General features: G+C 68.9%; 9 protein-coding genes and 1 tRNA gene. 4 read left to right on the top strand and 6 right to left on the bottom strand.

Going from position 1 to position 11,721, the window contains the following annotated elements; all coding sequences use genetic code 11:
* Positions 1-159: 159 nt before the first annotated feature.
* On the top strand, positions 160-948 hold the full coding sequence (locus OO69_RS32050) for a hypothetical protein (protein WP_033284350.1): 789 nt from the start codon (positions 160-162) through the stop codon (positions 946-948).
* A gap of 280 nt (positions 949-1,228) precedes the next feature.
* Here OO69_RS32050 and OO69_RS32045 read toward each other — a convergent pair whose 3' ends face one another.
* Positions 1,229-1,540 carry a hypothetical protein gene (locus OO69_RS32045; RefSeq protein WP_199811073.1) on the bottom strand — a complete coding sequence of 104 codons (312 nt, stop codon included), beginning with the start codon at positions 1,538-1,540 and terminating at the stop codon, positions 1,229-1,231.
* Between the two features lie 102 nt (positions 1,541-1,642).
* Between OO69_RS32045 and OO69_RS32040 the strand changes: the two genes are divergently transcribed.
* Positions 1,643-1,873, top strand: a complete 231-nt coding sequence (locus OO69_RS32040; protein ID WP_026178224.1) for a DUF4287 domain-containing protein — start codon at positions 1,643-1,645, stop codon at positions 1,871-1,873.
* Between the two features lie 120 nt (positions 1,874-1,993).
* On the opposite strand, the gene OO69_RS32035 is transcribed toward OO69_RS32040, so the two are convergent.
* The 3 genes from OO69_RS32035 to OO69_RS32025 all read right to left on the bottom strand — a co-directional run bounded on the left by OO69_RS32035 (position 1,994) and on the right by OO69_RS32025 (position 4,513).
* Complete coding sequence (locus tag OO69_RS32035) at positions 1,994-2,881, bottom strand: Bax inhibitor-1/YccA family membrane protein (protein ID WP_033284348.1); 888 nt, start codon at positions 2,879-2,881, stop codon at positions 1,994-1,996.
* 171 nt (positions 2,882-3,052) lie between these two features.
* Complete coding sequence (locus tag OO69_RS32030) at positions 3,053-4,237, bottom strand: 4-hydroxybenzoate 3-monooxygenase (RefSeq protein ID WP_033284347.1); 1,185 nt, start codon at positions 4,235-4,237, stop codon at positions 3,053-3,055.
* Positions 4,238-4,426: 189 nt separating this feature from the next.
* A tRNA-Leu gene (locus OO69_RS32025) sits at positions 4,427-4,513 on the bottom strand.
* 439 nt (positions 4,514-4,952) lie between these two features.
* Between OO69_RS32025 and OO69_RS32020 the strand changes: the two genes are divergently transcribed.
* Together OO69_RS32020 and OO69_RS32015 are read left to right on the top strand one after the other, a co-directional pair.
* A complete protein-coding gene (locus OO69_RS32020) occupies positions 4,953-5,723 on the top strand; it encodes an ABC transporter ATP-binding protein (RefSeq protein ID WP_033284346.1) in 771 nt (256 codons plus the stop codon).
* A 171-nt stretch (positions 5,724-5,894) separates the two neighbouring features.
* Entirely contained in the window at positions 5,895-8,423 is a 2,529-nt protein-coding gene (locus OO69_RS32015; RefSeq protein ID WP_033284345.1) for an ABC transporter permease, read from the top strand.
* Between the two features lie 91 nt (positions 8,424-8,514).
* On the opposite strand, the gene OO69_RS32010 is transcribed toward OO69_RS32015, so the two are convergent.
* Positions 8,515-9,807 carry a class I SAM-dependent methyltransferase gene (locus OO69_RS32010; protein WP_106971142.1) on the bottom strand — a complete coding sequence of 431 codons (1,293 nt, stop codon included), beginning with the start codon at positions 9,805-9,807 and terminating at the stop codon, positions 8,515-8,517.
* Positions 9,808-10,029: 222 nt separating this feature from the next.
* Positions 10,030-11,415, bottom strand: a complete 1,386-nt coding sequence (locus tag OO69_RS32005; RefSeq protein ID WP_033284343.1) for an NAD(P)/FAD-dependent oxidoreductase — start codon at positions 11,413-11,415, stop codon at positions 10,030-10,032.
* Positions 11,416-11,721 lie beyond the last annotated feature (306 nt).

Below are 11,721 nucleotides of genomic sequence, written 5' to 3'. Positions count from 1 at the left end.
CCTTCGAAGAGGGATTTTCCCAGGTCAGGACCGTTTCACCACCAAACATCGGGCCCAAAGTCCTGCCCGTTTCGTGACGTTACGCACTGACAGCTGGTTAGTCCGCCCTTCAAGCTGATGTAGGAAGTCGGGGGTCGACTTTGAACCGGGAGTACGTCAGTGAGCGCCATGCCGATCGCTTTGCTGCTCACCACGGCCGCCACAGGCGCCGTGGGCGTCGCCGTCCTGCGCACCCTCTTGGTGCTCCGTCGACAGGTGGCGGACCTGCACACCGAACTGGCCGAGGGCCGGGCCGCCGCCGTACGGGCGCTCGTGCCCGCCGCCCGCAGCCACACCGACGCGGATGAGATACGCGCCGCCGTGGCCGAGGCGCTGGCGGAGGAGCGGGAGCGGGAGCTGGCCGAGGCGCGCGCCTTCTGGGCCGCGCAGGAAGCCCGCGACACCGAGGTGCCGACTCTGCTGGGTCTGCCCGACAGTGAGCTGTTCCTGCCCCGTCAGAGCGACTTCGTGGGCCTCGAACCGCTGGAGCCGGTCACCGAGTTCTCCGCGGACGCCGACGAGTTCGCCGGCGAGTCCCCCGAACTGGCCGCGGCCCGCCGCCGCCACCCGTCCCACCCGGACTTCGTCCCGGCGCAGTCGCCGGTGGCGAACGACCACGAGCGCACGGTGGCGACGCTGGAGGAACTCGCCGAGTCCGCGGTCGAACTGGCCGACGTCCGCCCCGGCCCCCTCGGCACCCTCGACGTCTACGTCTTCGCCGACGGCACCACCCTCTGCATGACCCCCGGCCACCGCGAAACCGCCGAACGCCTCGCCGCAGCCCTCCACGCCGGCGAAACCCCGTTCCTCCTCGGCGGCTCGGGAGTCTCCGGCGCGTACACCCTCACGTTCGCGTGCGGCGAGGAAAACGTCTACATCCTGGCGGACAGGGTCATAGCGTCGCTGTGATGCCGGGGGCGTCCAGGTACGTCGTCGGGTGCGGGTGCGTGGGGGTTGCTCGCGCAGTTCCCCGCGCCCCTAAAAGAACACGGCCGGCCTGCGTTTTTAGTCTTTAGGGGCGCGGGGAACTGCGCGAGCAACCACAACGGACCGCAAGCCGAAAACGACGGGCCCGCATTTTTTAGGGGCGCGTGGAGCGGCGCACCTGAAAACGCACGCCCACCGTCTCTTTTAGGGGCGCGGGGAACTGCGCGACCAGCCACAACGCACAGGCACCCGCCAACGCACCTCAGACCCCCGCCCTCTTCTGCGCCTCCGCGACCAACCCCACCGCCTGCTCGACCTCGGCGTCACTCACCAGCACAACCGCCAAGTCATGCACAGCAACGGTGATTTGATCGGCCGCGGCGAACATCCCCGCATCCGGCATCTCCCGAGCCTCCCCCGAGGGATCCTCAACCCGCTGCGCCCACAGGGCAAACTCCCTGGCCAGCCCCAGAGCCTCGGCAGCGGCACCCCTCTGCAAACGGCTCTGCGGCGCAGCCCTGAGCCGGTCCGCGAAGTGATCCACCGCTTGAGTCAACCGCGTCGTATCCACCACGCCGCGAGACTACGCGCCGTACCGGGACTGTTGCCAACGGGCGAACGCTCAGGCACGGTGACCTGAAGGACCGGCTTACACCCCATGCGTCCGGAGGCGCCGATGTCCCAAGTGTTCTCCCAGGAGACCCACCGTAATCTGCTCGCCCGCATCCCCCACTGCACCGGTCGTGAAGTGTCCGACTGGCTGCGCACCGTCGACGAAGGCCCCGCCCTCTTCCGCTTCGAGGAGAAGGTCAGCTGGCTCCGCGCCGAGCACGACCTCGCGTACGGCCACGCCAAGGCGATCATTCACGAGTACGACCTGAGGAGGGCCGCGCGCAAACTGCTCTAGGCGCGCACCACAGACCGACCCACCACGGACACGGACATGACGAAGGGCCCCGGGAACGAACCCGGGGCCCTTTCGCGCGAGCGGGCGGAACTACCGCCGTACCGCGGCTGGTTGTCGCCGCTAGTTGTTGCTGTTCAGGATCGACAGGAGCCGCAGGAACTCCATGTAGATCCACACCAGCGTCAGCGTGAGCCCGAAGGCCGCGAGCCAGGCCTCCTCCTTGGGCGCGCCGTAGGCGATCCCGTCCTCGACCTGCTTGAAGTCGAGGGCGAGGAAGCACGCGCCGAGGATGATGCCGACGACACCGAAGAAGATGCCGAGCGGGCCGCTGCGGAAGCCGAGGCCGTCACCGCCGCCGAACACCGCGAACAGCAGGTTCACGACCATCAGCAGCACGAAGCCGAGCGCGGCCGCCATCACGAAGCCGTAGAACCGGCGGTTCACGCGGATCCAGCCCGCGCGGTACGCGATGAGGACGCCGGCGAAGACCGCCATCGTGCCGATCACGGCCTGCATGGCCGCGCCGCTCGCGATGCGGTTGTCGACGACGCTCGAGACGACGCCGAGGAAGACGCCTTCCAGCGCGGCGTACGACAGGATCAGCGCCGGGACGGGCTTGCGCTTGAAGGACTGGACGAACGCCAGGACCATCGCGACCAGCGCGGCACCGATGCCGATGCCGTACGAACGGCCGAGGTTGGCGTCGTCGACCGGGAGCAGCGCCCAGGCGAGGGCGGCCGTCACGATCAGCGTGCCGAGGGTGGTGCCGGTGCGCAGGACCACGTCGTCCATGGTCATCCGGCCGGTGGTGGCCGGGGCCTGCGGCGGCGCGCCCTGCTGAAGGTCCTGCTGGGCGTACGGGTTCTGCGCGTACGGGTTGCCGCCCGCGTAGGGGTTGCCCTGCGTGCCCACGGCGGGGCCCCCGGCCTGCGGCGCGGTGTTGAAGCCCGCGTAGCCGTTGTCGCGGCTGAACCCCCGTCGCGAGAAGACCGGGTTTCTGCTCCTCATTTCACTCCTCCATGGCCGCCTCGCGCGGCCTTGGGCTCAAGAGTAATAGGTAGGCAAAGGATTGACCCTACCTCTTGGGGAGGATCTTCCCCTCGTCCTGCCAAGGTACGCGGTGGATCGCACCCCGTGCGAACACTGGTACCAAGCCGTGACGCCCCTCTTGGAGCCCCCTTATCCCTGTTCGCCGAGAGGGAACCCGGTGTACGCCTCGGCGAGATCCGTCTCGGCCGCCCGCGAGCTCGCGATCCGCTCCAGCCGGGCCAGCTGGAGCCGCCCCTCGAAGGCCGTCGCGTCGGGCGCGCGGTGCAGGAGGCTCGTCATGTCGTAGGAGAACCGCTCGGCCTGCCACACCCGCCGCAGACAGGTCGCGGAGTACCCGTCGAGCCGTTCGTCGCCGCCCGTCTCCTTCTTGTACGTCAGCGCCCTCGCGAAGGTGACGACGTCGCCGACGGCTAGGTTCAGGCCCTTCGCTCCGGTCGGCGGGACGATGTGCGCGGCGTCCCCGGCGAGGAAGAGCCGTCCGTACCGCATGGGCTCGTGGACGTACGAACGCATCGGGGTGACGGATTTCTGCGTGATGGGTCCGCGGTCGAGCTTCCAGCCGTCCTCCGTCTCGAACCGGCGCTCCAGTTCGGCCCAGATGTCGTCGTCGCTCCAGCCCTCCGCGTCCGCGCCCTCCTCCACCTGGAGGTAGAGACGGGAGACGGACGGGGAGCGCATGGAGAGGAGGGCGAAGCCGCGCTCGTGGCGGGCGTAGACCAGCTCGTCGTGGGAGGGCGCGACGTCGGCGAGGATGCCGAGCCAGGCGTAGGGGTACGAGCGCTCGAAGACGCGGGTCAGTTCGGCGGGGATCGCGTTGCGGGCGACGCCCCAGAAGCCGTCGCACCCGACGACGTAGTCGCAGTCGAGGACGTCCTCGCGGCCCTGGTGCCGGAAGCGGACGCGGGGGTGGTCGGTGTCCGCGCCCTCCACCGCCAAGGCCTCCGCCTCGAACAACAGCGGTCCTCCGTCGGCGAGTTGGAGGGTGATCAGGTCCTTGCACACCTCGGTCTGCGCGTAGACCGTGACGCTACGGCCGCCGGTGAGGGCCGGGAAGTCCACCCGGTGCCGCTTGCGGTCGAACCGCAGCTCGATCCCGTCGTGCCGCAGCCCCTCCCGGTCCATCCGCTCACCGGCGCCGGCCGCGCGCAGCACGTCGACCGTGCCCTGCTCCAGGATCCCGGCGCGCTGCCGGTGCTCGACATACTCCCGGTCGCGGCTCTCCAGCACGACCGAGTCGATCCCGGCGTTGTGCAGCAGCCGGGCGAGGAGGAGCCCGGCGGGGCCGGCTCCGATGATGCCGACGGTGGTACGCATCGGACGTTCCCTTCGAGCGGGCGACAGTCACGTATGTTCGCCTGGTGAAATTCTCTTCACCTCGTTGGCGCGACTCAAGTCTCCGACCGCAAGGGTCACCTGTCAACGGTCGGGAAGGGGGTGGCGAGGGCCGCCGAGGGGACACTGCGGCAACTCACCGTCGCCGTGCGTCACGCCGAGTAACTGCGATGGTGCCCGGAGCCGGACTTGAACCGGCACGCCCGCGAAGGGGCAGCGAGGTTTAAGCTCGCCGTGTCTGCATTCCACCATCCGGGCAGGCCGTGGGCTCCGCATCGAGGTCACGAGCCTATCGGGACGCGCGTCCCCAACAGCGGGCAGGCGGACCGATGTTGTCTTATTTTATTGATGTCTGAGGGTGCATCAGACCACGGAATGCGCCATCAGCACTTGCCAACAGCCTTGCGTGCGATCTGGGGCCTCGTATGCGGAATGACGGAATTTCACCGCCCGAACGAGGGTGCTCCACCGGTTCTTGACGTGATCGTTCACAGAGGCGGCTCCAGGGGTCGTCCCGGGGGGCTTCTCGGGGACCTTCTCGGGGGTGGTCCTCATCCCCAGGTATGACACCGCTGAGCGCAGTCCGACTGAAGGCTGCCCCCGGAACCGGAACAGCGGCTGACTACACGGCGCGATGGGGCCGCGAGGATGGGTGGCGTATCCAAGCAATACCGTCGTCCCGACAGGAGCGCCCTCCGTGACCACCACCCCCATCGCCGAACGGACCACCTCCGTGGCCGCGCGTGCCACGGATCTTTCCAAGATCTACGGACAGGGCGAGACCCAGGTGGTCGCCCTCGACCGGGTCTCCATCGCCTTCCGGCAGGCCGAGTTCACCGCGATCATGGGCCCCTCGGGGTCCGGCAAGTCCACGCTCATGCACTGCGTGGCCGGCCTGGACACCTTCTCGTCCGGTTCCGTGCGGATCGGTGACACCGAGCTGGGCTCCCTGAAGGACAAGCAGCTCACCAAGTTGCGCCGGGACAAGATCGGTTTCATCTTCCAGGCGTTCAACCTGCTGCCGACGCTGACGGCCCTGGAGAACATCACGCTCCCGATGGACATCGCGGGCCGCAAGCCGGACAAGCAGTGGCTGGACTCGGTGATCACGATGATCGGCCTCGCCGACCGGCTGAAGCACCGGCCCTCCGAGCTCTCCGGCGGCCAGCAGCAACGCGTCGCCGTGGCACGGGCGTTGGCCTCCCGCCCCGACATCATCTTCGGCGACGAGCCCACCGGAAACCTGGACTCGCGCTCCGGCGCCGAGGTACTGGGCTTCCTCCGCAACTCCGTACGGGAGCTGGGCCAGACGGTGGTCATGGTCACCCACGACCCGGTGGCCGCGGCCTACGCGGACCGGGTGGTCTTCCTCGCGGACGGCCGTATCGTCGACGAGGTCTACGAGCCGACCGCGGACTCGGTGCTGGACCGCATGAAGCAGTTCGACGCCAAGGGCCGCACCAGCTAGGTCTTCTGACGCTCCCTCATCTCGCGGCCCCGGCAGCCGACTTCACCGCCAGGGCTCCCGACCTCGCTGCCCGGCGGCGCCCAACTCCGCTGCCCCGGGCCCGACTTCACCGCCCCGGCACCCGGCTCCGCCGCCCGGCTCACCCCTCGTAGACCTGGACTGAGTAGACCCATGTTCCGTACCGCCTTGCGCAACGTACTCGCGCACAAGGCCCGGCTCCTCATGACCGTGCTCGCCGTGATGCTCGGCGTCGCGTTCGTGTCGGGGACCCTGGTCTTCACCAACACCATCTCGAACGCCTTCCAGAACAGCTCGGCCAAGGGCTTCGACCAGGTCGACGTGGCCGTCCGGGCCAAGTCCCAGGACGACAAGGGCGACACGGTCGGCAAGACGCCCGAGCTGACCCAGGCCATGCTCGACACCAGCGCCAAGGTACCGGGGGCCGCGTCCGCGACCGGGGTCGTCAACGGCTTCACCGCCATCGCCGACAAGAAGGGCAAGCTCATCGGCGGCGGCTTCCAGTCCGAGGGCGGGAACTACTGGGGCAGCAAGGACGCCCGGTATCCCCTCAAGTCCGGTGCCGCGCCGCATGGTTCGGGTGAGGTCGCCATCGACTCCGAGACCGCGAAGCGCGCCGGGTACAAGGTCGGCGACACCGTGCGCATCTCGGTCGACGGCCCCGTCCTGACCCCGAAGATCACCGGCATCTTCACCACCGACGACGGCAACGTCGCCGCCGGCGGCAGCCTCGCCCTCTTCGACACCGCGACCGCTCAGAAGCTGTTCGGCAAGGCGGGGACGTACGACGAGATCGATGTGAAGGCCGCGGCCGGGACCAGTCAGGCCGCGCTGAAGGCGCAGCTGGACAGCGCCCTGCCGAAGGGCCTCACCGAGACCACCACCGCGAAGAAGCTCGCCGACGACCAGGCCGAGGCGATCGCCTCGTCGATGAGCGGGCTGAAGTCGGGGCTGCTGGTCTTCGCCGGCATCGCGCTCTTCGTCGGCACCTTCATCATCGCCAACACCTTCACCATGCTGGTCGCCCAACGCACCAAGGAACTGGCCCTGTTGCGCGCCGTCGGCGCCTCGCGCCGTCAGGTCACGCGGTCGGTGCTGCTTGAGGCGTTCGTGGTCGGCGCGGTCGCCGCGGTGGCCGGTCTGCTCGCCGGTATCGGCATCGGCGCCGGGCTGCGCGCCCTGATGGGCACGATCGGCGCGACCGTCCCGGACGGCCCGCTCGTCATCACCTCGAACACGGTGCTGAGCGCCCTCGCGGTCGGCATCCTCATCACGATGCTCGCCGCCTGGCTGCCCGGCCGCCGCGCCGCGAAGATCCCGCCGGTCGCCGCGATGAGCAGCCTGCACGCGACGGCCACCACCAAGTCCCTCGTCCTGCGCAACACGCTGGGCGCGCTGTTCTCCGGCGCGGGCATCGCGGTCGTCATCGCGGCCACCACGATGAGCGGTTCGGACGGCCAGGCGCCCATGGGATTCGGCGCCGTACTCCTCATCATCGGCGTGTTCATCCTGACCCCGCTGCTGTCCCGCCCGCTGATCGCGGCCTCGGCGCCGGTCCTGCGGATCTTCGGGATCTCCGGCAAGCTGGCCCGCCAGAACTCGGTGCGCAACCCGCGCCGCACGGCCGCCACCGCGTCCGCGCTGATGATCGGCCTCACCCTCATCACCGGCATGACGGTGATGGCGGGCAGCCTCCAGCAGGCGATCGACAAGATGGCCTCGTCCGCGATCAGCGCCGACTACATCGTCTCGATGGCGAACGGCAACCAGCTCTCCCCGGACGTCGACAAGACCCTCACCACCACGTCCGGCATCACCGCCAGCAGCCCGCTGCGCAACGCCCCCTCGCGCATCGACGGCAAGACCGAGTTCCTGACCGGGGTCAACGGCTCCGCGATCGGCAAGCTCACCGACCTGAAGGTCGACAGCGGCACCTTCAAGGTCGCCGGCACGCAGGTGGTCGTGGACGACGACACGGCCAAGTCCTATGGCTGGAAGGCCGGTTCGACCTTCACCACGCACTACGAGGACGGCAAGGCACAGCAGCTCACCGTCTCCGCGGTCTACGAGGGCAACGCGCTGATCCGCGGCATCATGCTCGACAACGCGACGCTCGCCCCGCACCAGACCGACCCGGCCGACATGCAGATCCTGGTCAAGACCGCTGACGGCGCGTCGAGTTCGACCAAGGACAAGCTGGAGAAGGCCCTCGGCTCCAACCCGGCCGTCAAGGTCCAGGACAAGAAGGACCTCTCCGACAGCATCGCGCAGGTCTTCACGCTCATCCTCAACATGGTCTACGGCCTGCTCGCCATGGCGGTGATCGTCGCGGTCCTCGGGGTCATCAACACCCTTGCCATGTCGGTCTTCGAGCGCTCCCAGGAGATCGGGATGCTGCGCGCGATCGGCCTCGACCGCAAGGGCATCAAGCGGATGGTCCGGCTGGAGTCCCTGGTCATCTCGCTCTTCGGCGGGGTGCTCGGCATCGGTCTGGGTGTGTTCTTCGGCTGGGCGGCGGGCGAGTTGATCGGCGCGAAGATGGCGACCTACGAACTCGTCATCCCCTGGGCCCGGATGGCGCTCTTCCTGCTCCTCGCGGGCACGGTCGGTGTCCTCGCGGCGCTGTGGCCGGCCCGGCGCGCGGCGAAGCTGAACATGCTGTCGGCCATCAAGTCCGAGTAGCCGTAGCCGAGTTGACGGCCACGAGGCAGGGGCCCCGTTCCGGATCGGAACGGGGCCCCTTGCCGTGCTCGCTGTTCGCCGGGAAACGTGCTCAGTTCCAGGTGCGGGCGCGCAACGCCATCCCGGAGTTCCCGCCGTCCGGGGTGCGGACGGCCAGGACCTGGTTGACGCCGATGCGGTTGCGCTCGAAGGCGAGCGCGGAGGCCGCCATGTACAGGCGCCAGACGCGGGCCCGGCCGACCCCGGCGAGCTTGGCCGCGCGGGCCCACTCGGCCTCCAGGTTGGCGACCCAGCGGCGCAGGGTGAGCGCGTAGTGCTCGCGGATCGCCTCGACGTCCCGCACCTCGAACCCGGCACTCTCCAGCTGGGTCACGGTGGTGCCGATCGGGGCGAGTTCACCGTCGGGGAAGACGTACGCGTCGATGAACTCGTCGATGTCGTACGCCGATTCGTCCTGCCAGGGGCGACGGGCGATCTGGTGGTTCAGCAGCCGCCCGCCCGGTCTGAGCAAGCCGAAGAGGTCCCTGGCGTACTCCAAGTACCGCTCGGTGCCCACGTGTTCGGCCATGCCGATGGAGGAGATGGCGTCGTAGGGCCCGTCGGTGACGTCCCGGTAGTCCTGCACCCGGATCTCCACCTTGTCGGTGAGCCCCTCGCCCGCGACGCGCTTACGGGCGTAGGCCGCCTGTTCCTGGGAGAGGGTCACGCCGACCACGCTCACGCCGTACTCGCGGGCCGCGTGGATCGCCATCGAACCCCAGCCGCAGCCGACGTCGAGGAGTCGCTGACCCGGCGTCAACTCCAGCTTGCGGCAGATGAGTTCGAGCTTGTCGCGCTGGGCGTCCTCCAACGTGCCGTCCGGGGACTCCCAGTAGGCGCACGAGTAGACCATCGAGGGGCCGAGGACGATCTCGTAGAAGTCGTTGCCGACGTCGTAGTGGTGGCTGATGGCGCGCTTGTCGGTGCGTTTGGTGTGGAGGTGGGCCCGGCTGCGGCGGACCTCCTCCGGGGGCGGGGCGGGCGGCAGCGGGAGTCCGGCGAGCTTGACCAGTCCGCGGGCGGCGGAGCGTACGTCGGGGTCGCGCAGGGCCTGGGCGAGGGTGCGGGCGTCCTCGCCGCGCTCCCACACCAGCTCGGACATCGCGTCGAGGGCGGCGTACAGGTCGCCCTCGATGCCCAGGTCGCCGGAGACCCAGGCGCGGGCCATGCCCAGTTCGCCGGGCTTCCACAGGAGTCGGCGCAGGGCACGGCGATTGCGTACGACCAAGGTCGGCGCATCGGGCGGTCCTGCCTCGGAACCGTCCCAGGCGCGGATGCGCAGCGGGATGGGGGTTCCCAGTAGCTGTTCGAAGAGGGATTTGAGCCGCAGCGCGGCATCAGCCATGGCGCACACCTCCGTGACGCGGATCCCGGAATTGTCCATCACTACGTAAACACCGGCCAGGCCCGATCGCAGTCCTGCTTGAGCGTTACGAGTAGGCAAAATAGATGTAGCAGCCATGAAGGTGACACGTGCAGCACGCCGAAGGGGCCGCCCGCACCACGGATGGCGGACGGCCCCTTCGGGGTTACTTCTTCTTGCGTTGTCCGAGCTGACCGGAGGGGGTCAGGAGGCCTTGGCCTTCTCCTCGGTCTTCGCGGCGGCGGCCGGAGCCGGCGCCGGCTTGGCGGCCTCGTAGAACTCCTCGCGGGGGTTCTCCATGGCGCCGAGCGAGACGACCTCGCGCTTGAGGAACATCGCGAGCGTCCAGTCGGCGAAGACGCGGATCTTGCGGTTCCAGGTCGGCATGGCCAGACCGTGGTAGCCGCGGTGCATGTACCAGGCGAGACGGCCCTTGACCTTGATCTTCACCTTGCCCATGACGATCATCGCGACGCCCTTGTGCAGGCCGAGACCGGCGACCGCACCCTTGTTGGCGTGCGAGTACTCCTTCTGCGGGAAGCCCCGCATACCGGAGATCACGTTGTCGCCGAGGACCTTCGCCTGGCGCAGCGCGTGCTGGGCGTTCGGCGGGCACCAGGCGTTCTCGACGCCGGCCTTGCGGCTGGCGATGTCGGGGACCTGGGCGTTGTCGCCGGCGGCCCAGACGTAGTCGGTGCCGGTGACCTGGAGGGTCGGCTGGGCGTCGACGTGACCGCGCGGGCCGAGCGGGAGGCCGAAGCGGGAGAGAACGGGGTTCGGCTTGACGCCGGCCGTCCACACGATCGTGTTGGAGTCGACCTCAAGGCCGTTCTTGAGAACGACATGCCCGTCGACGCAGGAGTCCATCGAGGTCGAGAGGTAGATCTCGATCCCGCGGCTCTCCAGGTGCTCCTTGCCGTAGAGGCCGAGCTTGGGGCCGACCTCCGGGAGGATCTTGTCGGCGGCGTCGACGAGGACGAAGCGCATGTCCTCGCGGGAGACCTTGTTGTAGTACTTGGCCGCGTCCCGGGCCATGTCCTCGACCTCACCGATGGTCTCCGCGCCGGCGAAACCGCCGCCGACGAAGACGAAGGTGAGCGCCTTGCGGCGGATCTCCTCGTCGGTGGTGGAGTCGGCCTTGTCGAGCTGCTCGAGGACGTGGTTGCGCAGGCCGATGGACTCCTCGATGCCCTTCATGCCGATGCCCTGTTCGGCGAGGCCGGGGATCGGGAAGGTGCGGGAGACCGCGCCCATCGCGATGACGAGGTAGTCGAAAGGCAGCTCGTACGCCTCGCCCACGAGGGGGGCGATCGTGGCGACCTTGCGGTCCTGGTCGATGGTGGTGACCCGGCCGGTGAGGACCTCCGCCTTGGGCAGTACGCGTCGCAACGGGACGACGACGTGCCGAGGGGAGATGCTGCCGGCGGCGGCTTCGGGGAGGAAGGGCTGGTAGGTCATGTACGACCGGGGGTCGACGACCGTGACGGTCGCCTCGCCGTAGCGCATCTTCTTGAGAATGCGCCGAGCTGCGTACAGGCCTACGTACCCACCGCCTACTACGAGGATCCTGGGACGCTCCGTGGTGCTCATGGCATCGAGTATCCACCTGCCCCAGGGGGGTCGCTCGTGCGCCCCTTCACAAGCATCGGTGGGGGGTGTGTTATCCTCCGCGACTCGCATGATCCAAGTCACTCCGCGGGCGGGGAACCACGGGTCGGTTCGCCCCGTTGTCAAGGCCGCGTGAGCTGCCGCTCTGTCCCTTCGACCCCCCTGGACCACACCTCCACGACACCCTCCCGAAACTCCCCCGAATCACTCCCGCACCACCCCGCAGAACACGCTCCCAGGCCCGCCGGGACCCCGGAAGGGCCAACCGGGGCAGTCTCGTCGTCCAAC

The sequence above is a fragment of the Streptomyces sp. NRRL F-525 genome, from assembly GCF_000716605.1.
GTDB lineage: Bacteria > Actinomycetota > Actinomycetes > Streptomycetales > Streptomycetaceae > Streptomyces.
Note: the sequence above shows the minus strand (reverse complement) of the source record. Positions and strands in the feature narration are given on the sequence as shown.